The organism is Gracilibacillus dipsosauri (assembly GCF_003176895.1).
GTDB lineage: Bacteria > Bacillota > Bacilli > Bacillales > Amphibacillaceae > Gracilibacillus > Gracilibacillus dipsosauri.
The window spans coordinates 147,045-170,681 of sequence record NZ_QGTD01000020.1; the positions used below are offsets into that span (position 1 = coordinate 147,045).

23 protein-coding genes and 1 riboswitch are annotated in these 23,637 nt (G+C 37.2%); of the genes, 14 read left to right on the forward strand and 9 right to left on the reverse strand.

The genetic code is table 11. The annotated features are described in order from the left end of the window. Positions 1–229 precede the first annotated feature (229 nt). Both mreBH and DLJ74_RS18685 read left to right on the forward strand, forming a co-directional pair. The gene (mreBH, locus tag DLJ74_RS18680) at positions 230–1,237 is read left to right on the forward strand and encodes a rod-share determining protein MreBH (protein ID WP_109985596.1); all 1,008 of its coding nucleotides are present in this window, start codon (positions 230–232) and stop codon (positions 1,235–1,237) included. Between the two features lie 66 nt (positions 1,238–1,303). Further along, positions 1,304–1,534, forward strand: a complete 231-nt coding sequence (locus DLJ74_RS18685) for a DUF2164 domain-containing protein (protein WP_109985597.1) — start codon at positions 1,304–1,306, stop codon at positions 1,532–1,534. Between the two features lie 109 nt (positions 1,535–1,643). Here DLJ74_RS18685 and DLJ74_RS18690 read toward each other — a convergent pair whose 3' ends face one another. Both DLJ74_RS18690 and DLJ74_RS18695 read right to left on the reverse strand, forming a co-directional pair. Then, entirely contained in the window at positions 1,644–2,357 is a 714-nt protein-coding gene (locus DLJ74_RS18690) for an anti-sigma factor (RefSeq protein WP_109985598.1), read from the reverse strand. After that, complete coding sequence (locus DLJ74_RS18695; protein ID WP_245902389.1) at positions 2,358–2,921, reverse strand: RNA polymerase sigma factor; 564 nt, start codon at positions 2,919–2,921, stop codon at positions 2,358–2,360. Positions 2,922–3,050: 129 nt separating this feature from the next. On the opposite strand from DLJ74_RS18695, the gene DLJ74_RS18700 reads away from it, so the two are divergent. From DLJ74_RS18700 to DLJ74_RS18715, 4 genes are all read left to right on the forward strand, one after another. Further along, on the forward strand, positions 3,051–4,208 hold the full coding sequence (locus tag DLJ74_RS18700) for a COG1470 family protein (protein WP_109985600.1): 1,158 nt from the start codon (positions 3,051–3,053) through the stop codon (positions 4,206–4,208). 2 nt (positions 4,209–4,210) lie between these two features. Beyond that, positions 4,211–5,173: an ABC transporter ATP-binding protein gene (locus DLJ74_RS18705; RefSeq protein WP_109985601.1), complete on the forward strand. Its 963-nt coding sequence runs from the start codon at positions 4,211–4,213 to the stop codon at positions 5,171–5,173. Next, a complete protein-coding gene (locus DLJ74_RS18710; protein ID WP_425454602.1) occupies positions 5,151–6,191 on the forward strand; it encodes an ABC transporter permease in 1,041 nt (346 codons plus the stop codon). Before DLJ74_RS18705 ends, DLJ74_RS18710 begins: the two co-directional genes overlap by 23 nt. Positions 6,192–6,289: 98 nt before the next feature. Continuing rightward, positions 6,290–7,198 (forward strand): DMT family transporter, encoded by a 909-nt coding sequence (locus DLJ74_RS18715; RefSeq protein ID WP_109985603.1) that lies wholly within the window; start codon positions 6,290–6,292, stop codon positions 7,196–7,198. Between the two features lie 113 nt (positions 7,199–7,311). Here the strand turns inward: DLJ74_RS18715 and DLJ74_RS18720 are convergent, their stop codons facing one another. Beyond that, positions 7,312–8,082, reverse strand: a complete 771-nt coding sequence (locus DLJ74_RS18720) for a TIGR01457 family HAD-type hydrolase (protein ID WP_109985604.1) — start codon at positions 8,080–8,082, stop codon at positions 7,312–7,314. A gap of 248 nt (positions 8,083–8,330) precedes the next feature. Here DLJ74_RS18720 and zwf point away from each other — a divergent pair, with 248 nt between their 5' ends. Next, positions 8,331–9,815 carry a glucose-6-phosphate dehydrogenase gene (gene zwf / locus DLJ74_RS18725; RefSeq protein WP_109985605.1) on the forward strand — a complete coding sequence of 495 codons (1,485 nt, stop codon included), beginning with the start codon at positions 8,331–8,333 and terminating at the stop codon, positions 9,813–9,815. Positions 9,816–9,879: 64 nt separating this feature from the next. After that, positions 9,880–10,503: a cyclase family protein gene (locus DLJ74_RS18730; protein ID WP_109985606.1), complete on the forward strand. Its 624-nt coding sequence runs from the start codon at positions 9,880–9,882 to the stop codon at positions 10,501–10,503. A gap of 45 nt (positions 10,504–10,548) precedes the next feature. Here DLJ74_RS18730 and gndA read toward each other — a convergent pair whose 3' ends face one another. Next, positions 10,549–11,970 (reverse strand): NADP-dependent phosphogluconate dehydrogenase, encoded by a 1,422-nt coding sequence (gndA, locus tag DLJ74_RS18735; RefSeq protein ID WP_109985607.1) that lies wholly within the window; start codon positions 11,968–11,970, stop codon positions 10,549–10,551. 227 nt (positions 11,971–12,197) lie between these two features. Continuing rightward, the gene (locus DLJ74_RS18740) at positions 12,198–12,935 is read right to left on the reverse strand and encodes a Cof-type HAD-IIB family hydrolase (protein ID WP_109985608.1); all 738 of its coding nucleotides are present in this window, start codon (positions 12,933–12,935) and stop codon (positions 12,198–12,200) included. Positions 12,936–13,054: 119 nt separating this feature from the next. Between DLJ74_RS18740 and DLJ74_RS18745 the strand changes: the two genes are divergently transcribed. Next, a complete protein-coding gene (locus DLJ74_RS18745) occupies positions 13,055–13,327 on the forward strand; it encodes an ACT domain-containing protein (protein WP_054861205.1) in 273 nt (90 codons plus the stop codon). A 14-nt stretch (positions 13,328–13,341) separates the two neighbouring features. Further along, positions 13,342–14,703, forward strand: coding sequence for a PFL family protein (locus DLJ74_RS18750; RefSeq protein ID WP_109985609.1), 1,362 nt, complete (start codon positions 13,342–13,344; stop codon positions 14,701–14,703). A 69-nt stretch (positions 14,704–14,772) separates the two neighbouring features. Here DLJ74_RS18750 and DLJ74_RS18755 read toward each other — a convergent pair whose 3' ends face one another. Next, positions 14,773–16,323, reverse strand: a complete 1,551-nt coding sequence (locus DLJ74_RS18755; protein ID WP_109985610.1) for a PTS sugar transporter — start codon at positions 16,321–16,323, stop codon at positions 14,773–14,775. A gap of 205 nt (positions 16,324–16,528) precedes the next feature. Continuing rightward, positions 16,529–16,636: riboswitch (SAM riboswitch) on the forward strand. An 84-nt stretch (positions 16,637–16,720) separates the two neighbouring features. Here DLJ74_RS18755 and DLJ74_RS18760 point away from each other — a divergent pair. From DLJ74_RS18760 to DLJ74_RS18775, 4 genes are all read left to right on the forward strand, one after another. Next, positions 16,721–17,746: a methionine ABC transporter ATP-binding protein gene (locus DLJ74_RS18760; RefSeq protein ID WP_109985611.1), complete on the forward strand. Its 1,026-nt coding sequence runs from the start codon at positions 16,721–16,723 to the stop codon at positions 17,744–17,746. Then, positions 17,739–18,407, forward strand: coding sequence for a methionine ABC transporter permease (locus tag DLJ74_RS18765; protein WP_109985612.1), 669 nt, complete (start codon positions 17,739–17,741; stop codon positions 18,405–18,407). The genes DLJ74_RS18760 and DLJ74_RS18765 overlap by 8 nt, the downstream gene beginning before the upstream one ends. Positions 18,408–18,429: 22 nt before the next feature. Continuing rightward, entirely contained in the window at positions 18,430–19,272 is an 843-nt protein-coding gene (locus DLJ74_RS18770) for a MetQ/NlpA family ABC transporter substrate-binding protein (protein ID WP_109985613.1), read from the forward strand. A gap of 90 nt (positions 19,273–19,362) precedes the next feature. Beyond that, on the forward strand, positions 19,363–19,749 hold the full coding sequence (locus tag DLJ74_RS18775) for an SLAP domain-containing protein (protein ID WP_054787272.1): 387 nt from the start codon (positions 19,363–19,365) through the stop codon (positions 19,747–19,749). A gap of 61 nt (positions 19,750–19,810) precedes the next feature. On the opposite strand, the gene DLJ74_RS18780 is transcribed toward DLJ74_RS18775, so the two are convergent. The 3 genes from DLJ74_RS18780 to DLJ74_RS18790 all read right to left on the reverse strand — a co-directional run bounded on the left by DLJ74_RS18780 (position 19,811) and on the right by DLJ74_RS18790 (position 23,484). After that, entirely contained in the window at positions 19,811–20,773 is a 963-nt protein-coding gene (locus DLJ74_RS18780; RefSeq protein WP_109985614.1) for a bile acid:sodium symporter family protein, read from the reverse strand. Positions 20,774–20,989: 216 nt separating this feature from the next. Next, complete coding sequence (locus DLJ74_RS18785) at positions 20,990–22,585, reverse strand: ABC transporter permease (protein WP_109985615.1); 1,596 nt, start codon at positions 22,583–22,585, stop codon at positions 20,990–20,992. A 14-nt stretch (positions 22,586–22,599) separates the two neighbouring features. Further along, entirely contained in the window at positions 22,600–23,484 is an 885-nt protein-coding gene (locus DLJ74_RS18790) for an ABC transporter ATP-binding protein (protein WP_109985616.1), read from the reverse strand. Positions 23,485–23,637: the final 153 nt, after the last annotated feature.

A 23,637-nucleotide genomic window follows, 5' to 3' on the forward strand; every position in this document is an offset into this window, starting at 1 on the left:
TAGACAGGAATCTTATCCACACGTCTGATGCTATTAACTACCTTTATTATACTAGATTATCAACAGAAGTTTTATTATAATGAATTTTTCGCTTTTAAAATTTCACACTAAAGTTAGTTTTTTTGCATTAACAAAAACTTCCATCCATAATACGGTCATAATTTCCTATGAAAAATAGAACAATTATAAAGGTAGAGATTTATGATATAGAATTAATGGAGGGTACGTAATGTTTGCAAATACAGAAATTGGTATTGACCTAGGAACCGCAAATATATTAATTTATACCAAAACCAAAGGAATTATATTAAATGAACCTGCCGTTGTGGCACTAGATACAAAGACAAATAATGTCGTTGCTGTCGGAAATGAAGCGAAAAGTATGATTGGGAAGACTCCAAAACATATTATTCCAATTCGCCCATTAAGAAATGGCGTGATTGCAGACTTTGATTCCACTACTCAAATGTTAACAGCTATGTTAAAGAAAGTCAGTAAAAAAGCTGGAATCTCTATGCGAAAGCCTACCGTTGTCGTTTGTACGCCATCAGGTAGTACGGCTGTAGAACGACGCGCTATTGATAATGCTATTAAAAGCTATGGAGCGAAAGAAGTTCATCTAATAGAAGAACCGATCGCAGCTGCTATCGGTGCAGATCTTCCTGTGGCAGAGCCTCAAGCAAGTATGATTGTCGATATTGGCGGCGGAACAAGCGAGGTAGGGATTATTTCTTTCGGTGGTGTTGTTGCAAGTAGATCTGTTCGAATTGGCGGGGATCACATCGATGAAGAGATTATCCAGTATATAAAAAGACATTTCAATGTCCTTATTGGGGAAAGCACAGCAGAAAAGATTAAAATAGAAATCGGACATGCCCTCATTGAACATGATGAAAAAACAATGGACGTTCGTGGACGAGACCTTGTAACAGGGTTACCTAAAGTGATTGAAATTAAATCTACCGAAGTACAATACGCGATAAAAGAAGTATTAGAGGCTATTCTAAACTCCATTCGAGACACATTAGAAAATTGTCCACCAGAGCTAAGTGGAGATATAGTAGACCAAGGGATTACACTGACTGGAGGGGGAGCATTACTACAAGGGATGGAAAAATGGCTTTCTAAAGTAATCAATGTTCCCGTACATCTTGCTCCAAACCCGTTAGAATCCGTAGCAATTGGTACAGGTAGATCGCTAAAAATGATTCAAAAATTGCAAAAAGCTGCGAAATAACTTGCTAAAGACAGCTCGTGTTGATAGGCTATAGGAAATCATTACCTAATGAGAGGAGTCATTAACATGAAATCCCCCTTTACATTGAGTCATGAAGAAAGAAATGAATTTATTACTCTCATTCAAGATTACTACTTAAGAGAACATAACGAGGAATTAGGAAATTTACAGGCAGGATTTCTTCTAGATTTTTTTATGAGGGAAATAGCTCCAACCTTTTATAATTTAGGGGTAAGAGATTCCCATACTTATGTAAGTAATAAACTAGACGATTTATTTGAAATAGAAAAAAGGTAATTTTCCATCAGTAGGGTTATGTCCTTGAGCCTAGAAAAACCGAACTATATTTAGAGCCTTAAGAAAAAGCTCTAAGTAGTTCGGTTCCTTTCTTTATCCATTCTTTCACCTAATCAAAATCGACAAAGAATGTTTCTGGACCTGTAGGAGTTTTACTGCCTCCCAATGGTTCTACACTTGCTTTTATATGCTTATATTCCGATAAGTCATTTAAACGATATAATACTTTTGCCTCACCATTCGTATCTACCATTAATAATTCACCTTCAGCATGATTATCCTGGTCAACGATCCAAAGCTGATAATCATTTTGCTCCAAGCCCTCTAGCCCCTTTACTTTAAGTAACATCTCCTGTGTTTCTTTATTGACCCATAAAGCACCGTCAATATTACTAGTATTGGAAAACGAAACAAGCTGTTGTACTTCTACATGTGGACTATTGGTAAATAAACTTTCCTCATTGATTTCATTATTTTGATAAATTTCATATTCCGGTTGAACCGTATTACTTTGGTAAACAATATCATTTAATCCCCAGAACAGAAAAGCCACAATTGCTAGACTAGCGGTGAGAATTATTGGTTTAAATGAAATGAAACGATGACTTTTTTTCTTTTCGATCGATTCATCTAATCTCTCCTTTAGTGAAGGAGAAGGGGAAACATCTGTCATACTTTCCATCGTATTTTGCCAAAATTTATATACTCCTTGGCATTTTGGGCATGTATTTATATGGTTTTGAATTTCAAATTTTTCTTCTTCTGAAACATTACCATCAAGCAGGTCGATGATTTTTTCTTCCTTCAAATGGTTACTGCTCATTTATTTGTCACCTCCACTAGAACCATACCAACGTAGTAATGATTTTTGCTTCCGTAAATTTTGGAGTCCATAACGAATAGATGATTTAACAGAACCGAGTGGTCGGTTATACCTAAATGCAATCTCCTTTTGGGTAAAATGCTCAAAATACATATGATAGATTGCTTGTTGTTGCTCCTTTGGAAGACGGCTCATCGCATTAACGAGTAGCTCCTTTTCCATTCTTTCTATTACATATTGATCTGCAGAAGGAGAAGCATTCATCAGGATATCTTCGAGCTTATTTGTTAACAGACCTGATTTTTTCCGCAAACGATCTATTGCTCTTGACCTTGTCTTCACTCCTATCCATGCTTTTACACTTCCTCGTTCGGGATTGTATTGTATCGCTTTTTGATAAATCTCGAGAAAAACATCGTGGCAAATATCTTCCGCCTCACTACGATTACTCACAACCTTATAAGCAATTTGAAAAATGTAGATATGATATTTTTCGTAGAAGCTATCAAATGCTTGTTTTTGTCCATCTGCCATTCGTTTTAATAACAAATGATCTTCTTCCAACATGATCCCCCCTCTAAGAGTTCATCAACAATTTATTTACATTGTACAAATTTTTTTCAAAAAAACAAATCCAACTACGTAATTTCCACGTATCACTCACTGAAAAATCATTTTAAGGAGGATCTAACCATGTATAAAAAAATTATATCTTTAATATGTTCCGTGTTGTTATTATTTCCTATTTTATTTATTGGAAAAGTAGAAGCAGCAGGTGGAATCTCTCTTTACACACCTTATACAGGCTTATCCGTCACACCAGGAGAAACATTAAGCTATGACGTCACTGTGCTTAACAAAAGTAGTTCGATATCGAATATGACCTTTGATGTAGAAGGACTCCCGAAAGGTTGGAACTACACAATTACTGCTGGTGGAAATGATATTAGTCAATTATCTGTACGCGAAAATGGTGAGCAAAGTATCCAATTCGATGTAACCGTTCCATTAGAAATTAAAAAGGCGGATTATCAATTTACGCTTATTGCAGATGGTGAAGGCGATGATTATGCAGAATTACCTTTTATTACAACGGTATCGGAGGAAGGTACATCTGCGACTGAATTAACATCGGAACAGCCAAATATGGAGGGGCATGCTGATGCTACCTTTTCTTATACAGTGAGCTTAAAAAATCGTACTGCTGAAGAACAAACCTATGCTTTGAGTGCAGGAACAAAAGAAGGCTGGGGTGTACAATTTAAAGCAGATGGAAAAGCAGTAACTTCAGTAGCACTAGAACCAAATGCATCAAAGGATATTACAGTGGAAGTAACACCACCGACAAATGTAAAAGCAGATACCTACTCCATCCCAATAAAAGCAGCTAATAGCTCTACCTCTGCAGAAACAACGTTAGAAGCCGTTATAACAGGTTCGTACGAATTGAAAATAAGTACTCCAGAAGGAAATTTAAGCACAGATGTTACAGCAGGAAATTCCCGTACTGTGAATTTAGTAATCGAAAATACTGGTACTGCTACCCTATCTGATATTTCCGTAAAAGCTTCCACTCCGCCTAATTGGGAATCAGAATTCAATTCAGACAAAATTGCTTCATTAAAAGCAGGAGAAACCAAAACAATAAAAGCAACACTAACCGCACCGGATGAAGCCATTGCAGGGGATTATGTAACCACCTTCACAGCGGAAACTGCGGAAGCTTCCTCGGATGCAAGTTTTCGTGTAGCAGTCGAAACCTCTACATTATGGGGCATTGTAGCTATTCTTATCATTCTCATCGTGATAGGTGGCCTTTACTTTATATTTAGAAAATTTGGGAGGAGATAATTATGTCATCACCGATCATTACACTAGACGAAATCTCCAAGCAATATGACGAACAATATGCAGTTGATCACCTCTCCTTAGCGATAAAAAAAGGTGAGATCTTTGGATTATTAGGACCCAATGGAGCAGGAAAATCCACTTCCATCTTAATGATGCTTGGATTAAGTGAGCCAACAACTGGGTCCGTTCATGTTTGTGGAATTAACTCTACATCCAATCCAATTGAAGTGAAGCGTAGAGTAGGATATTTGCCAGATGACCTTGGCTTTTACGAGCATATGACTGGATTTGAAAACCTCCTCTATACCGCGAGCTTAAACGGCTTGTCACGCAAACTTGCAGAAGAACGTGCTAACTATCTATTACAAAGGGTCGGACTAACAGATGCAACAAACAAAAAAGCAGGAAAATATTCTCGGGGTATGCGTCAACGATTAGGGCTTGCGGATGTCTTAATGAAAGATCCTGAAGTCATTATTTTAGATGAACCAACCCTCGGTATTGACCCTGAAGGTGTTAGAGAAATACTGAAATTAATACAACAATTGAATAAAGAAGATGGAATTACTGTACTACTTTCTTCCCATCAATTACATCAGGTACAGCAAATTTGCGATCGTGTTGGCATCTTTGTCAAAGGGAAGCTTTTAGCAGAAGGAAATATGGAGGAATTAGCTAAACAATTATTTTTTGAAGATTTATTCATCATCTATGTCAAAGCAGAACCTATTGATTCTGAATTAATCGAAAAAATCCGGACATTAAGGGGTGTCAATCATATTGAACAAGCTTTAGATAAATTAGAAATTTATGTGGATCATGATATATCTGCAGATATAGCGAAAATCATCGTTCAGAACAATATATCCTTAACACAAATACAAAAGAAAAATTATGGCCTCGACGAAATTTATCATCGATATTTTGAAGGAGGTGATAGTCGTGGAGAGGCTCCAAACTCTTAAAGGGAACATACAAAAATGGTTTACCATCCCGAACAGAGAAAAAAGTAGTCATATGACCGCATTCCAGGCGATCGTTCGAAAGGAATTTACAGATTATATTACGAGCTGGAGAATAATTATTTTGCTCCTTATTATTACCTTTACTTGTATCGGTTCACTCTACACTGCTATTACAAATATTCAGGATGCCTTAGATGCCGCAGCTGAGGAAACAAAAGAAGTGGCAAGAAGTGCTTTTCTATTTTTAAAGCTTTTTACCATCTCTGATGGAACCTTACCTTCTTTTATTACATTCGTAGGTTTTTTAGGACCATTACTTGGTGTTGCTCTTGGGTTTGATGCCATTAATTCAGAACGTAATAAAGGGACCTTAAGTAGATTAATGGCACAACCTATACCTAGGGATTTTGTTTTGAATGGGAAATTTGCGGCAGCATTACTTATAAATGCTCTGTTGTTCTTTGCATTAGGCTTTTTAGTAATGTCCTTCGGTATTCTAATTTTAGGTATTCCACCTACATTAGAAGAATTCTTACGAATTATTTGTTTCTTAATTTTGTGTATTGCCTATATTGCCTTCTGGCTTAATTTAGGTATCCTGTTTTCCGTTCGATTCAAGCAAGCTGCTACATCCGCATTAGCATCGATTGCAATATGGATTTTTTTTAGTCTATTCTATTCAATGCTAGTAGAGCTATTATCAAAGTCGATTCTCAATCCTGAGAATATCGCAAGCACATCAGACGCAATAAGTAAACAAGGACTGGTGCTCAATTTAATGAGAATTTCTCCAAACTACCTTTTTACAGAATCGACAACGACACTCATGTCACCATCTGTTCGAAGCCTAGGTCCTTTAACAGTTGAGCAAACGACAGGTGCTATAGCAGGTCCGCTTCCTTTGAGCCAAAGTCTTTTATTAATTTGGCCTCAATTAACTGGACTCATTGCTGCAACTCTTGTATGTTTTGCCCTATCCTATTTACTCTTTATGAGACAAGAAGTTAGATCCAAATAACGAGTGATTCTCAAAACCAGTTTGCATCAGAGCTTACTGGTTTTTTGTTTTTCACTTTCGAATAAACATGTTATGATGGGTAAATTGGAGGTGATTAGATGAAGGCATATTTATTATTAATTCTGGCTGCTATCTTCTATGCTGGTAATCTAATTATCGGAAAGCCAGTAACCGCAGAGATTCCACCAATTACACTATCTTTCTTCCGCTACATTATTGCAGCATTCGTTATATTTCCTCTTGGATACAGAGAATGGAAGAACAACCGTGCCCTTTGGAAAAAGGAATGGAAAGCTATTTTAGCACTTTCTGTGACAGGTCTCGTATTATTTAATATTTTTGTCTATTTAGCATTAAATTACACTACTACAATTAATGCTGGAATTGTAGAAGCATCTACACCTATTTTCACGCTTCTTTTGGCATTCATATTATTTGGCGATCGCTTTACAGCAAAACAGCTATTCGGTGTATTTATTTCTTTATTTGGCGTATTTTTTGTTATCACGAAGGGATCATTAGAGGTCATTACCAATCTCCAAATAAATATTGGAGATTTAATTATGCTACTAGCAATGGTAAGTTGGTCCGTTTACTCTATTTTCATTAAGCAACACACTTGGAAATTCCCAACATATGGTGCATTACTCGTTATGTCTGTCATTGCTATTATCCTCTTTATTCCATTACTCCCGATCGAGTGGGAGGAGATCAAACAAATTAATTGGTCTTGGGCGATCATAGGTGGAACCTTATATCTCGGTATATTTCCATCACTTATCGCATTGATGGCATACAACAAAGGAGTACAAGAGCTTGGTCCATCAAGGGCTTCTATTTTTCTTAATTTAATTCCTGTATTTACCATGATTGGTGCTGTCATCTTTTTAAAGGAGCAAATCTCCTTCGTTCAAATTTTAGGAGGATTATTCGTCATCATCGGGGTCATGATTACAAATCGGATGGGGAAAAAGAAAAACAAAAGTACTACGGAAATAGAATCCTAACTTAGACTGAGATTAGTAAGAAATTCTTCTTGTTAAACTGTACGTACAAAAAAAGAGCCAAGCAAAGGATAGAAGAAATCCTCTACTTGGCTCTTTCTTAAACATAGTATTAGTTATTCACCAAACGTCCACTCTGCTAAGCTATCTATTGAATAGGTTGGCTTTGCTTCTATTGTTTCTAAATCTTTTTTCGTTGTCACACCTGTATGCACTAGTACAGAATCAATGCCAGCATTCATTCCTGCTAATATATCTGTAGCATAATTGTCACCAACCATAAGTGTTTCTTCCTTCTTTGTGCCAAGTACTTCTAGAGCTTGGTCCACAATGATTGATTCAGGCTTACCTATAAATGTTGGTTGTATTCCTGTAGTAACAGATAGAACAGAAATAAGGGAACCAGCACCAGGTAAGAAGCCTCTTTCTGTTGGTAATGCTACATCACCATTTGTTGCGACAAATTTTGCGCCCTTGCGAATATTTAGTGCCCCTTTTGTTAGCTTTTCATAATTTATATTTCGATCCAGTCCCATTACGACAAAATCTGCATCTTCTTCTACGAGCTCAAGCCCACATTCCTTAAGCGCCATATAGAGTCCTTCTTCACCGATTGCATAGACTTTTGCATTCGTTTTTTGTCCCTTTATATAGCTTGCTGTCGCCATACTTGTCGTAAAGACATGTTTAGCTGTACTTGGGACGCCCATATTAACTAATTTTTCTGAAACATCCTTTGGATGCTTGGTAGAATTATTTGTTAGAAATAGATAGGGGAGCCCCTTTCGTTCTAATTCTTTCACAAACTCTATAGCCTCTATGATTTTTTCTGTACCTTTATACACTGTTCCATCTAAATCAATTAGAAATCCTTGGTAATTTTTCATCATATCCTCCTGAATTTTTTGAAAATTCTATGTATTTTGTTTTGTCATTTTTTTAATAAGTGATAGTATATATTTATGACAATCACGTCATTTTACCAATTTATATGTTATCATGTATAATTAGCAAATGAAATAAAAGCCATTATGCATTCCTATTTTTTAAGAAACATTTTGATTATAGCATATCGTGACACATATGCGTATAACTCGCTTATTAATAATTAAATGAAGAAAGGTAGTTTAAGTTAATGACAACGAATAACCCAAAAGCAGTTATTGTTATATTTGGTGCAACAGGTGATCTTGCAAATAGAAAACTCTATCCTTCCATCTATCGACTCTATCGTAATGGAAAATTATCAAAGAACTTTGCCGTAATTGGTGTTGCAAGACGACCACTAACGAATGAAGACTTCCGAAATAATGTAAAAGAATCTATAAACGGGTTAAATGATCCAAGTATTGATCCAGATGAATTTGCTAGCCATTTTCATTATAACCCTTTCGATATTCAAGACCTTGAGCATTATGCAGAGTTAGAGAACCTTATCAATCAGCTTGATGAGAAGCATGAAACTGACGGAAATCGTCTATTCTACTTTTCGATGGCGCCTAATTTCTTTGGTACACTTGCTGCAAACTTAAAGTCAGAAGGTTTAACAACAACAAAAGGTTGGACTAGACTTGTTATCGAAAAACCATTTGGTCATGACTATGAGTCTGCCGAAAAATTAAATAACCAAATTCGTGAAGCTTTTACTGAGGATCAAATCTATCGTATTGACCATTACTTAGGAAAAGAAATGGTCCAAAACATTGAAGTAATTCGATTTGCCAATGCATTATTTGAGCCACTCTGGAATAATCAATATATTTCAAATATTCAAATTACGTCAAGTGAGATTCTAGGTGTCGAAGAGCGTGGACGCTATTATGATAGTGCTGGTGCCTTAAAAGACATGATGCAAAATCATATGTTGCAAATGCTCGCATTGATCGCTATGGATCCACCAATTAAGCTAACACCTGAAGAAATTCGTAGTGAGAAAGTAAAAGTGTTGCGTGCATTGCGCTTCTTTGAAGAAGACAATCTTGACCAATATATTGTCCGTGGTCAATATGGCCGTGGAATGGTAAATGGTGAGGAATTACCCGCATACCGCGAAGGAAATGGTGTGGACCCTGAATCAAATACAGATACGTTCGTAGCAGCAAAACTCATGATTGATAACTTCCGCTGGGCTGGAGTTCCATTCTATATTCGTACAGGTAAGCGTATGGAGAAAAAATCCACTGAAATTGTAGTCGAATTTAAAGATTTACCGATGAACCTCTATTATGGAGAAGAACATGAAACGAAGTCTAACTTACTCGTTATCCATGTCCAACCACATGAAGGGATCACATTGCATGTTAATGCGAAGAAAGGTGACTATAGTGCTGCCTCTACTCCAATCACATTAAGTTATGACAATAATTCTGGTGACAAGATGAATACTCCAGAAGCATATGAAATTCTGTTACATGATTGTATGCGCGGTGATTCCACTAATTTCACACACTGGGATGAGGTTGCTCTTTCTTGGAAATTTATTGATATTATCGCAAATGCTTGGTCCAAGAAAAAAGCAGACTTTCCAAATTATGAATCAGGAACAAATGGACCGAAGGAAGCTGATGAGTTATTAGCGAAAGACGGTTTTAAATGGTGGAACATTACACCTGAAAAATAGTAGAACAAGAGGAAGAGCAATCGTTTTAGGTTGCTCTTTCTTATCTAAAAAGGAGAGATTAAAAGTGAAATTCTATGATATTTCAATGACGATTCATCCAGAAATGCAAGTATGGGAAAATATTCAAGCAATTAAACCACATTTTGACCGAAATACCTCCGGTTATGTTACAAGTACAACAATGGAATTAAATCTTCATAGCGGAACCCATATTGATGCACCCCTTCATATGTTGAACGACGGGGATACATTTGAATCGATCTCATTAGAAAAATTAATTAGAAAGGTAAAGGTATTAGATTTAACGAATGCTAAAGATGGAATAAGTCGCACAGATTTGGAAGCGCATTCTATTTTTGAAGATGATTTTCTTTTATTGAAAACAAAAAATTCCTCCTTTGCGAAGAACGAGTTTGATTTCGACTTTATTTATTTAAAAGAAGACGGCGCTGACTACCTCATTCAAAAGCAGGTCGCGGGTGTAGGAATAGATACATTAGGAATCGAACGTAGTCAAGAAGGGAACCCAACTCATCGCAAGCTTTTCACAGAAGAGATTATTATTATGGAAGGTCTACGTCTTGCTGAAGTCACACCTGGAGAATATTTGATGGTCGCTGCACCATTAAAATTAATTGATACAGAAGCAGCCCCAGCTAGAGTGCTATTATTCGAAGAAGGTCTATGATAATAATAAAATCCCTCTCGCATATATGCAAGAGGGATTTTATTATTAGTCCTCTAACCACTCTGTATGGAAGATTCCTTCTTTGTCCACACGTTGGTATGTGTGTGCGCCAAAGTAATCACGTTGTGCTTGTAAAAGGTTAGCAGGCAATGTTTCTGTACGATAGCTATCATAATAAGCTAAGGCACTTGCAAAGCCAGGAACTGGAATTCCACGCTCCATTGCGATCGATAATACTTTACGCAATGATTCTTGATAGCCTTCTACAATTTCTTTGAAGTAAGGATCTAGTAAGAGATTAGCAAGACCTGGCTCACGATCGTATGCATCTTTAATTTTTTGTAGGAATTGTGCACGAATAATACATCCTCCACGGAAGATCATGGATATATCTCCATAACGTAGATTCCAATCATTTTCCTCAGATGCTGCTCTCATTTGAGCAAAACCTTGTGCATAGGAAACAATTTTACTCATATAAAGGGCTTTACGAATCGCTTCAATTAGTTCATCCTTATCTCCTTCATACGGCTTGTCCGCTGCAGATGGCCCTTGTAATACCTTGCTCGCTGCCACACGCTCTTCTTTCATTGCTGAAATAAAACGCGCGAATACAGATTCTGTAATAACCGGTAATGGTACCCCTAGATCTAGTGCGCTTTGACTTGTCCATTTTCCCGTACCTTTTTGACCAGCAGTATCTAGGATCACGTCCACCATTGGTTTTCCTGTTTCAGCATCCTTTTTCTTAAAGATATCTGTTGTTATCTCGATTAAATAGCTATCTAGTTCACCTTTGTTCCATTCTTTAAATACTTCATGAAGCTCCTCAGCACCTAGACCTAGCACGTGTTTCATAATAAAATATGCTTCACAAATAAGTTGCATATCTCCATATTCTATACCATTGTGAACCATCTTGACATAGTGTCCAGCACCATTCGGTCCGATATAAGTTACACAAGGGTCGCCATTTACTTTAGCAGAAATTGCTTCGAAAATTGGTGCAACTAAATCATATGCTTCTTTTTGTCCACCAGGCATGATGGAAGGGCCTTTGAGTGCTCCTTCTTCCCCACCTGATACACCTGTTCCAATAAAGTGGATTCCAGATTCATCAAGCTCAGCATTACGACGCATGGTATCTTTAAAGAACGTATTCCCACCATCGATTAAAATATCACCTTTATCAAGTAATGGCCGTAGGGAAGCAATCGTCGCATCAGTAGCTGGCCCTGCTTGTACCATTAACATAATCTTACGCGGCTTCTCTAAGGAATCAACAAATTCTTCAATCGTTTTTGCTCCAACGAAATTCTTCCCTTTTGCTTCATTGTTCAAGAAGTCTTCTGTTTTTTGATAAGTTCTATTAAAAACTGCTACAGAATAACCTCTGCTCTCTACGTTTAAGGCAAGGTTTTTCCCCATAACAGCAAGACCTATCACACCAAATTGTTGTTTTGCCATTCTCCTAATCGCTCCTTTTGTTAATTTATCACTACTTATGTATTATTCCATATCCTCTATTTTAGCACGAAATGGAACAATGCGTAAGTCCAGTATAAAAATTCACTCCATATAATAAGTTATTACATCAAATGGTTCACTGCAAGTAATAGCTACCTATTTTCAGAAATTTCTATCATTTCTAGCAAATATTTCAGGATCCAGCACTACACGAAAATACTTTACTGTTAAGTCGATGATAATACCCACTTTTCAATAGCAAGGGCTACTCCGTCCTCATCATTAGAAGCGGTTACCCAATCAGCTGCTTTTTTTACAGGTTCCTGAGCATTTCCCATCGCGATGCCTAATCCAGCTAATTCTATCATTTTTATATCATTCAAACTATCACCAGCCGTCATCACCTGATCCATGGTGATACCAATTCTTTCACAAACCTTTTCAATTGCCGCTGCTTTATTTACTCCGACTGCATTGACTTCAATATTGGTTAGACTAGAATTACTTACCTCGACATCCTCCCATTCTGACAATGTTTGGTTAATTTTTTCCTTTATTTCTGGGGCGTCTGTGTCAAAGCCAAATTTCAGCCATTCATGTGCTTCAATATCCTCAGGAGTCTCTCCCCGCCAAATTTTATCAACAGAAGCAAGCCAAGCCCATGTTTGATGCTCCTCTCTAAGCTTTACAAGCTTCATAACAATACTTGGATCCAATGTTTGTCTTGCAATTAAGTCACCATGCATTGTCCAAATCTCACTACCATTCACCGTAATCAAATAATGTAAACCTAATTCTTTTGCAATAATAGAGCTTGTTTGATAGTGACGACCTGTTGAGATAATCACCTCTACCCCATTATCTTGGGCTCTTTTTATTGCAGTTTTATTTACATCGGAGACTTGGTGCTGATTATTTAAAAGCGTGCCATCCATGTCTAATGCAATCATTTTAATTTCCTTCATCAGAAGCCCTCCAATTCTTAATACCCCTATATTTTATGCGAAAATAATGGTTTTAGCAAAAATGCGATATCGATATTCCGTGTTATAATGAGCATACTAACGAAATAGAGGTGATAAAATTGAAAAAACGAGCAGTAGTAAGTGTTGTAGGTAAGGATAAAGTAGGAATTATAGCTAAAGTTACTAATGTATTAGCAGATAATCATATAAATATTTCTGACATAAGTCAGACGATTTTGCAGGATTTTTTCACAATGATTATGATTATAGATATTCAAGACAGTAGTAATATTAATCATTTAAAACAAAAATTCGAACCTGTTGAAAAGGAACTTGGACTGAATATTAACATTCAACTTGAAGATGTTTTTCAAGCAATGCATCGTGTTTAAGGAGGAAATCAATTATGCCAATAGGATTCACAGAGATACAAGAAACAATACGAATGGTAGAAATGGAACATTTAGATATTCGAACGGTTACAATGGGGATTAGCTTACGGGATTGTATGGATTCAGATTTTGATAAATTAAAAGAGAATGTTTATAAAAAAATTACGCACTATGCAAAGGAGCTTCAAACAACTGCTGACCAAGTCGCGGAGGAATATGGGGTGCCAATTATCAACAAACGAATTGCGATCTCACCTGTCGCAGAATTACTAGGAAATGCATCAAAGCAACAAGTAATAGAATTAGCCAAAATATTAGATGACGCAGCTAAATGTTTAGATGTGGATTTCATTGGTGGATTTTCTGCATTGGTACATAAAGGGATAACCAAGGGAGATCAAGCCCTACTTTCTGCACTCCCAGAGGCACTAAGCTTCACAGAAAGAGTATGTGCTTCTATTTCTGTTGCTACAACGAAAACAGGAATAAACATGGATGCTGTAGCAAGCATGGGATCGATTATAAAGCGAACAGCGGAGCTAACGAAAGATCATAATAGTATTGGTTGTGCCAAACTAGTTGTTTTTTGTAATCCGGTTGAGGATAATCCATTTATGGCAGGAGCCTTTCACGGCACGGGTGAAGGGGAAGTAGTGTTAAGTGTTGGAGTAAGTGGTCCTGGTGTTGTATTAAATGCATTAAAAAAATTCCCAAATGCCGATTTGGGAGAAATAGCTGATGTGATCAAAAATACGGCATTTAAGATTACAAGGGCAGGTGAATTAATTGGGCGTGTAGTAGCACAAAGACTAAACGTCCCATTTGGTATAATGGACTTGTCGCTTGCACCAACCAATGCTATGAATGACAGTGTTGCGGAAATACTAGAAGAGATTGGTTTAGAACGTGTCGGTACACATGGAACCATTGCCGCATTAGCACTCATGAACGATGCGGTCAAAAAAGGTGGGGCGATGGCCAGCTCCTACGTTGGTGGTTTAAGTGGCGCTTTTATACCAGTAAGTGAAGATAATGGAATGATTCGTGGTATTGAGGATGGTGCTCTTGAATTATCAAAGCTTGAAGCGATGACATGTGTCTGCTCTGTTGGATTAGACATGATTGCACTAGATGGATCAGCTAGCGAAGAAACCATTGCTGCCATCATAGCGGATGAAGCTGCAATAGGCATGATCAATCGAAAAACAACAGCTGTACGTGTTATTCCAGTGATCGGCAAAAAACAAGGCGAATCGGTCGAATTTGGCGGACTACTTGGTCGAGCACCGATAATCGGAGTTAGTTCTTTTAGTTCTGAGAAAATTATTCAGCGTGGTGGAAGGATACCTGCACCAATTCAATCCCTTACCAATTAAGGATCCAGAGATACTAATGTTAAAAGAAGTCTATAAAAGCAATGCAGCTATCATAGACTTCTTCTAGCATTATTTCGCTCGTTTTATCTGATTTACAATTAATGTAACAAAAAATGCTACTAGACATGGTACAAGCATTGCAATGATGAAGCCAAGAGAGTGATTGGCAAGCAATGGTGCCGTAAAGGTAGGAACATAGGCTGTTCCACGAACCTCAAAAAAGCCAACTAATGCACCACCTATCCCCCCAGATAGAAGAGCTCCAGCGAAAATCCATTTGCTCGAAAACATAAATGGGTAGGCTGATTCAACAAAGGTTCCAAAGCCAAGATTGATTAGAAAGCCTGGAACGGCAACTGCTGCCTCTCCTTTATCACGTGGTCGAATAATATTCGCTAAGTTAATACCAGCAGCTACCATTACTAATCCCACCATATCAACAGCACCTAAAAAGCTGTTCCCCGTACGCTCCATTTCTAGCAATACAATCGGCAAGATGGCAGCATGATAGACCCCACCAATAATGGCTGGCCAAATTAACACTCCCGCAATGGTACCAGCAAGAATCGGATTAAAATCTACCGCAAGCTCAATTAACTGTTTTATTCCATCACCTATAAATAAAGCAATTGGTGCAATAAAATAATAAACTAATAATCCAGAGAATAATCCAGCAATTCCACCTGCAGCAATGTTGACTGTTGTCATTGGAAAGCGCCATTCAACAAATTTTCGGAAGAGTATACGCACCAGGACCCCTGCAAGAATACCAGCGATCATTCCACCAATAATCCCGCCATCAACCGACAATACTCCTGCAATAACACCTGCAACAATAGACACTTCATCTAATTCTGAAACCTGCTTTGCGGCAATAACGGCAATAACAACAGGAAGTGCACCAATTAATAGATCGAACACCTCACTTAAACCAGAAAGTGCTGGTATTTTACTTAATGCCAATATAAGAGCCATTGCGATAAAACCTGGTAATGCCGACATCATGATCCCACGAATATTGATATTTCGCCATCCGAGCCCATTTGATATTTGATTGGATGGATTGCTTCCTAAAATCGGGCGATACGACAGTTGAAATTCTTTACTTAAAGAAGTAATAAACGAAACAGCCCTCGTTCGATTGGTTGTTCCAGTGGTACCAGAGGTTGCTATTACTCTAGCACCCAAGGTGGCAATAGTTGCCATAGAAGTACCACCAGTTCCTACTACTGGTACTTGTTTCTTAGCGGCAGCACGAATGACGTGTTGATTCGTATCATTTGGATCACCACTCATTACAATTAATCCATCTATTTGCTCTTCTTCTATTAAATCGGCAATTTTCTGATCCAATAATCGCGCTTCTTCATTTACGACACTAAGATTAGCTCTTTCACTTTGAGTAAATGTTCCACTTTCATCAAGTTGCCATAAAGACGCCTTTGTGTCTTGTTTTGCAGAGTCCATGCTTTCTTCAGCACCAACGAACTGGACAGCGTGAAGCTTCATTCCTGCACTGTTTGCTTGAACTCTAATTTCTTCTAGTAGCTTAGCTGGTTTTTTTCCACCAAGGTTATAGAGGTTCCCACCACTACTACCAATTATTGCGATATGTTTCATCTCTTAACCTCTTTTCATTTAATCTACCAATTGTCTATTATAGTCGAAAATTGTCTAATACGCTACTATAGTAGAGTAAAAGAGTAAAAATTATTCAAAGTACTAGAGTTTAATTTTCTGAAAAGTCCGATGATTACAACAATTAGTAGACTTATTGACTTCACTTATTTGTCATGCTATGATTACCTTTATAATAAAAGTAATACTCTTATCAAGAGAGGTGGAGGGACTGGCCCTATGAAACCCAGCAACCGTCAGATGATTCTGATAGGTGCTAATTCCATCAAAGCAAGTTCGCTTTGAAAGATAAGAGGACTAAGCGGAGCATACATCCTTTCTGTCCTCTTGTACAGAAAGGATTTTTTGTTTTTCTACCCCAGAGAAAGGAGTGGGCTGATTGATTAAGATTGAAAACTTATCAAAGCTATATCAGACAAATAAACAACAAGTGCAAGCTGTCAATAATGTTTCATTAAACATAGAAAAAGGAGAAATATTTGGTGTAATTGGCTATAGTGGTGCTGGAAAAAGTACCTTTATCCGATTGATTAATCGATTAGAGGAACCAACAAATGGTACTGTTTCAATACAAGAGCTTGATATAACGAATATGTCTCAAGCTCAGCTGCGGAAAAAACGTCAAAAGATCGGTATGATCTTCCAGCATTTTAACCTCCTTTGGTCTAGAACCGTATTTGATAATATTGCCTTTCCACTAGAGATAGCAGGTGTACCAAAAGCCAAGAGATCTGAAAAGGTAACTGAATTAATTCATCTAGTAGGATTATCTGGAAAAGAAAATTCCTATCCTGCACAACTAAGTGGTGGTCAGAAACAAAGAGTTGGCATTGCCCGTGCACTTGCCAATGATCCAGAGGTATTGCTTTGTGATGAAGCTACTTCTGCATTAGATCCTGAAACAACCGATGATATTCTCGAATTACTTGTGTCCATTAATCAGAAACTAGGTCTTACTATTATTTTGATCACACACGAGATGCATGTCATTCAAAAAATATGTAATCGAGTCGCTGTTATGGAGAGTGGAGAAGTTGTCGAAACGGGAGACGTATTGGATGTTTTTGTTCGTCCGAAGTCAGCTACTACAAAGCGATTTGTTCAGCAATTAAATCCATTAGAGCATGAACAAGATAAATTGCAGAACTTCATAACCAATCATGACAATAGTGAAGTAATCAAGCTACACTTTATTGGTAATGATGCTAAAAGGGCCCTCATTACAGAAATCGTTAGAAAATTTGATGTAGAAATTAATATTCTACAAGGCTCTATTGCCCCAACTAGAGAAGGTGCCTATGGAACATTGTATATTGAATTAAACGGAGAGAAAGATATTCTATCCAAAACTATTCAATTTATTGAAACCTCTGGTGTGGAAGTTGAGGTGTTACGTCATGCTTAAAGAATTATTTCCAAATGTAAACATGGAGGATTTATGGACAGCAACAGAAGAAACCTTATACATGACACTCATCTCCGTAGCTGGAACTCTCATTCTCGGAATTACACTTGGGCTATTGCTGTTTTTAACAGATAGAGGAAACCTTTGGCAAAATCGCTTTATTAACTTTGTCACTGCAACGGTTGTCAATGTGTTTCGAGCCATACCATTTATTATCTTGATCCTACTCTTATTTCCTTTCACTGATTTTCTAATAGGTACGATTCGAGGATGGAAGGCTGCACTCCCTGCATTAATTATTGGAGCGGCTCCCTTTTATGCACGACTGGTAGAGATAGGATTAAAAGAAGTAGACAAAGGTGTTATCGAAGCAGCAAAATCAATGGGGGCAAAACCTCACACCATCATTTTTAAGGTGCTTTTACCGGAATCAATGCCTGCTCTTATATCAGGTATTACGGTAACAGCTATTTCCTTAATCGGCTATACAGCAATGGCTGGTATAATTGGTGCAGGTGGACTTGGGGATCTTGCCTATATGAAAGGTTTCTTAAGAAGAGATTTCGATGTAGTCCTTATATGTACCATATTTGTTATCGCTATTGTGTTTGTTTTTCAATTAATTGGGGATTTACTATCCAAAGCGGTAGATAAAAGATAAAATTTAGAAGGGATGATTTATTTTGAAAAAATTACTAGCTTTATTATTCACAGCATCTGTATTAATCGTATTGGCAGCTTGTGGAACTTCAGAGAATGAGGATGCAAGCAATGAAGAAGGAAACCAGGAGACAACTTCTATTACAGTTGGTGCGACCAGTGTGCCACATGCTGAAGTATTAGAAAAAGCTGCTCCTATTTTAAAAGAAGAAGGCATTGAACTTAAGGTGGAAGCCTATCAAGAGTACACATTCTTAAATGAAGACTTAAATAATGGAACATTAGATGCGAACTATTTCCAACACATACCTTACTTCGAGCAACAAAAAGAAGAATTTGATTTTGATATTGTTAATTTAGGTGGTATTCATATTGAGCCAATGGGAATTTATTCAAAGAACATAAACAATATCGATGATATTCCAGAGGGTACAACTTTTATTATGAGTCGTAATGTACCAGACCATGGAAGAATTCTTGCTCTATTAGAAAAAGAAGGTTTAATCAAAATTGATGAGAATGTAGATAAACAATCTGCAACTGTTGATGATATTGTTGAAAATCCTCTAAACCTTGAATTTGATGCTAGTATCGACCCAGGCTTTTTACCTGAGTTCTATGAAAGAGAAAAAGATGCTATTCTAGCTATTAATACTAACTATGCCTTAGAAGCAGGTTTAGTTCCAACAGAGGATGCATTAATCTTGGAAGGCTCTGAGTCACCATATGTTAATATTATTGCAGCTCGTAGCGAAGACGAAAACAATGAAGCATTGGCAAAATTAGTAGAAGTGCTTCGCTCTGATGAAATTCAAGAATTTATCGAAGAAGAATACAACGGATCAGTTGTACCAGTATCAGAATAACGAAGAAGCAGGCACAACATGTGGTGCCTGCTTTTTGCTTTTCCTTCATAAGTATGATTAAATCAAAGAAAGTTATAGGGAGATGAGCAAATGCAACGATTATTATTAGAAGCCGCTTGGGAAAAGACCATTGCTAAAGGTGATTTAGCCATAATTGAACAGGTGTTTCACTCAACAAAGGAAGATCAGAAACAAGCGATTACCTTCAATACCATTCGCTATGCTTTTAACCATAAAGATCAATTGTTGTATACGAATTTAATTCACAATTTTTCCGAAACAGGAGTGGATTTAAGCAAGGTAGATTTAGTTATTTTTCAAGAGCAAGAAATGATTGCTGGTCATTCATTTCAAGAAAATAGATTACACATCCCTCCAAAAACAAGCATGCCCTGGACCTTTATTTTCCCAAAAGGAAGCTACCAATCAGATAAGGTGTCAAACACGATGAAGATGGAAATCAAGAAAGCGGACTAATTTTTTGTCTCTAACGAGAAAAAGACCAGATTCTCTTATGGGAACCTGATCTTTATATATATTAGGCACTTTCACTCTTCTGCAGATTATTATTCTCTTTTTCTTGTAGTTTACGAAAAACAGTTGCTACAATCGGTCCAGAAATATTATGCCATACACTAAATATAGCACTAGGAACAGCAGAGAGTGGATTAAAGTGTGCTGCTGCCAGCGTAGCCCCAAGACCAGAATTTTGCATCCCGACTTCTATTGATACAGCTTTTTGCTGTTTTGGATCCATTTTAGTAAGTTTTCCAAGCCCATAACCTAATAGATAGCCAAATGTATTATGAAGGACGACAATAAGAAATATTAATAAGCCCATTTTTGCAATTTGTTCTTGATTCACACTTACTACTGCTGCAACGATTGCTACGATACCAATAACTGATACTAATGGAATTGCCTTTACACCTGCTTCTACTTTATCCTTCAACAATCCTTTAACAAGTAAGCCTAACAAGATCGGTACTAAAACAATCTGTACGATTGATACAAATAAGGAAGCAGCCGATACTTCTAGCCATTGGCTGGCAAAAAGAAAAATAAGTGCAGGTGTCAAAACCGGTGCCAGAATCGTAGAAACCGCAGTAATCGAAACCGACAATGCTGTATCTCCTTTGGATAAGTATGTCATCACATTGGATGAAGTACCACCTGGACAACATCCAACGAGAATCACTCCAATTGCGACCTCCTTTGATACAGGTAGAATGGTTACAAGCGCAAAGGCAATTAATGGCATGATTAGGAATTGTCCTACAACTCCTATTGCTACTTCCTTTGGTCGTTTAAATGCTTCTTTGAAATCACTAGTGGAGAGTGTGAGTCCCATACCGAACATAATAATTCCTAATAATGGCGTAATATATGCTGCTAACCATGTAAAGCCTGCTGGTACGAGAAATGATAAGATTGCAAATAGTACGACCCAAATCGCAAAGGTATTTCCAACAAAACTGCTAACTCTTTCTAATGCTTTCATTTTATTCCCCCTCTTATTATCATTTCAGAAATTATATCTTATTTTTTGAAAAATTCAAATATTATTTAATTAATCCTTTATGTATATTGACAAAAAAAGACTGGGACAAAAGAATAATTAAATAGAGAAAATCCAAACATTAATATTTCTGCACTGTAACCCAGTCAGAAAATTGTTCGGATTCCCCATTAACCCTATTTAATTATGTCCCAGCCACTAGCCGATAACATCTCTTTTTCGAAAACCAATAAATCCAGCAACGGTGCCTATTAGACTTAGCCCGATTAGAACAATGATTGGTAACCAATCAAATGCCTCGACCGGGAGCTGTGGAATATGTGAATAGCTGGATAACTGTGCTAACCATTCCGGCAAATCTAACATTTCACCTAAATAAACCACGATGAAGGAGAAAACTAAATATCCCCAAATTATTGGGGTCCATTTAGGCAGAAACCCAAAGATACAGAGAGCGATTGTGAGTAAAAACCAGCTTGCTGGTAAATAAGCCATCCCTGCCTTCCAAAAGTTAATAAAAGGAATCGGCTCCTCCATGACAAAGCTAGAACTAATCCACAATCCATAAACAGCCAAAAATTGTGAGATAGTGGATAGAAGGATTCCGATTAAATAATAGACACCGACAATGTTCCATCTCGATACAGTACCTGTTAGGAGCATTCCCAAGCGTTCTTTCTTCTCTTCTCCTTTTATTTTGAGAAAGGTTATAAGGGCTGGAATCGTAGAGAATATAGCTAGTATTACCATTAGCATAGTAATAAATTGTTCGGTTAAGGAATAGTTCGCATTACTGCCAAGCATTTGCTTCATCGCTTCATTATTTTCAAAAAAGGCCTCTAGATCTCCAAACACTGATCCGTAAGATAGCCCTAATAGAAGCATCGCCACTAACCAAGCAATGATAGAGGTTCTCTGAATTCGAAGAGCTAATCCTATAGTTGAAAGAATCCACCCTGATGCCTTTTTTCTACCAGGCTTGGTAGCAATTAATCCTGCTCCAACATCTCTTCGATTATTCAATAAAAAGGCGACAGCGACAAGGATTAGATAAACCATGAACGTTATAAGAATTGGCCACCAATAGTTGTGCACAAATACTTCCACTCGAAGAAGGAGACCTAGTGGAGAGCTTAAGCTTAAAGCCTCATTTGATACGTCTCCAATAGCTCGAATAAAGTAAAACAAAAGTAAAAAGGTAAAGGAATAGCCTAGTGTTCCCCTTGCAGTCTGTGATAATTGGGCAAAAATTGCCGTAATCGCTGTAAAAATTAACCCACCACAAGCAAGCGTTATTCCATATAAGAAAGATCCCTCTATTCCAATACCATCGAAATTCATGGCCACAAGACCAAAAGCTATCAATAAACCGATGATAATATTATAGGAGGAAACAGTAATGAAGGAAGCCATTAATGGTGAAAGCCTTCCAACAGGTAAAGCTCTAATTAATTCTAGTTTACCATCCTCTTCTTCTGCTCTAGTTTGTTTACTAACCATTAGAATGCTCATCACAGCAAAGGCAATCATCGTAAATAAAAGCATTTCATGTGCCATCATCGCACCATTAGTATAATTACTTAAACCATATCCTGGTCCAACCATAGCTGTCATTGCAGGATTTTCCATCGTCTGTGCCATTGCAGCCCTTTCCTGCTCATTTTGATATAACCCACTAAAAGCACTGGCAGTAGCAACAGTAATCAGTACTAGAGAGACTCCCCAGATCATAAAACTAACTCTACTTTGTCTCCACTTCCATGCTAGTAGTTTCTGTAAGGAATGAAATCGCATATTCATCCTCCTTTCTATCCTTTTTGCTCATAATGACGCATAAACAAATCCTCTAAAGTTGGCGGCTTACTCTCGATTTTTATAATTCCATAGCTACTTAATTTAGTCATAATTTCTGGCAGTTTATCTGTATCAACCTGGAATATATAATCACCATTTTCTTTCTGAAGCTCATGTATCCCTGACCATTCAGACAAATCCTTGATCGCACTATTTGTTGTTAGCTTCAAATTTGTTCTTGTTAAATAACTTAATTCCTCTAAAGTACCTGTTTCAATCATCTCACCCTGTCGAATAATCCCGACTCGGTCACATAGCTTTTCAACTTCAGAGAGAATATGACTAGAAAGCAAAACACTTTTTCCATTCTTCTTCACTTCTGCAACACATTGCTGAAATACTTGTTCCATTAATGGATCTAATCCAGAGGTTGGCTCATCTAGAATGAACAATTCTGCGTCCGATGCAAATGCAGCGATTAGAGCTACCTTTTGTCGGTTCCCTTTTGAATAGGTCCCACATTTTTTCCTTGGGTCTAATTGAAATAAATCGATAAGCTTCTCTTTTTTCTTATAATCCACCTTACCTCTGAGCCTTAGAAATATATCAATCACTTCCCCACCAGTTAGGTTTTCCCATAAATGAATATCACCAGGTACATAGGCAATTCTATGATGGATTTGTACAGCCTCCTTCCATACATCCATTCCAAAGATCTTTGCACTTCCTGCACTAGCTTGGATGATTCCTAACAACACACGGATAGTCGTCGATTTCCCTGCCCCATTCGGTCCGATAAAACCGAAAACCTCTCCTTTATTTACTTGTAAATTAATCTTATTTAATGCTTGAAAGGAGCCAAACCTTTTTTCTACATTTTGAACCTGTACAACGGTCATCCTATCCCCTCCAATTTAATCAACCCAATAAAAGTTTTGAAATATTATACTTTATATATTTCATAATATTAGATTTCATTTGATTCTGCAACCTCTTTATGAAATATTTTACTTGTTTTATTTCAAAACTTTACATACAATATGAAGTGAGGT

What these genes read in the sequence shown, in the direction of transcription:
- mreBH (WP_109985596.1), top strand. Translation starts at nt 230, where the DNA reads ATGTTTGCAAATACAGAAATTGGTATTGACCTAGGAACCGCAAATATA.
- DLJ74_RS18685 (WP_109985597.1), top strand. Translation starts at nt 1,304, where the DNA reads ATGAAATCCCCCTTTACATTGAGTCATGAAGAAAGAAATGAATTTATT.
- DLJ74_RS18690 (WP_109985598.1), bottom strand. Translation starts at nt 2,357, where the DNA reads ATGAGCAGTAACCATTTGAAGGAAGAAAAAATCATCGACCTGCTTGAT.
- DLJ74_RS18700 (WP_109985600.1), top strand. Translation starts at nt 3,051, where the DNA reads ATGTATAAAAAAATTATATCTTTAATATGTTCCGTGTTGTTATTATTT.
- DLJ74_RS18705 (WP_109985601.1), top strand. Translation starts at nt 4,211, where the DNA reads ATGTCATCACCGATCATTACACTAGACGAAATCTCCAAGCAATATGAC.
- DLJ74_RS18715 (WP_109985603.1), top strand. Translation starts at nt 6,290, where the DNA reads ATGAAGGCATATTTATTATTAATTCTGGCTGCTATCTTCTATGCTGGT.
- DLJ74_RS18720 (WP_109985604.1), bottom strand. Translation starts at nt 8,082, where the DNA reads ATGAAAAATTACCAAGGATTTCTAATTGATTTAGATGGAACAGTGTAT.
- zwf (WP_109985605.1), top strand. Translation starts at nt 8,331, where the DNA reads ATGACAACGAATAACCCAAAAGCAGTTATTGTTATATTTGGTGCAACA.
- gndA (WP_109985607.1), bottom strand. Translation starts at nt 11,970, where the DNA reads ATGGCAAAACAACAATTTGGTGTGATAGGTCTTGCTGTTATGGGGAAA.
- DLJ74_RS18740 (WP_109985608.1), bottom strand. Translation starts at nt 12,935, where the DNA reads ATGAAGGAAATTAAAATGATTGCATTAGACATGGATGGCACGCTTTTA.
- DLJ74_RS18750 (WP_109985609.1), top strand. Translation starts at nt 13,342, where the DNA reads ATGCCAATAGGATTCACAGAGATACAAGAAACAATACGAATGGTAGAA.
- DLJ74_RS18755 (WP_109985610.1), bottom strand. Translation starts at nt 16,323, where the DNA reads ATGAAACATATCGCAATAATTGGTAGTAGTGGTGGGAACCTCTATAAC.
- DLJ74_RS18765 (WP_109985612.1), top strand. Translation starts at nt 17,739, where the DNA reads ATGCTTAAAGAATTATTTCCAAATGTAAACATGGAGGATTTATGGACA.
- DLJ74_RS18775 (WP_054787272.1), top strand. Translation starts at nt 19,363, where the DNA reads ATGCAACGATTATTATTAGAAGCCGCTTGGGAAAAGACCATTGCTAAA.
- DLJ74_RS18780 (WP_109985614.1), bottom strand. Translation starts at nt 20,773, where the DNA reads ATGAAAGCATTAGAAAGAGTTAGCAGTTTTGTTGGAAATACCTTTGCG.
- DLJ74_RS18785 (WP_109985615.1), bottom strand. Translation starts at nt 22,585, where the DNA reads ATGCGATTTCATTCCTTACAGAAACTACTAGCATGGAAGTGGAGACAA.
- DLJ74_RS18790 (WP_109985616.1), bottom strand. Translation starts at nt 23,484, where the DNA reads ATGACCGTTGTACAGGTTCAAAATGTAGAAAAAAGGTTTGGCTCCTTT.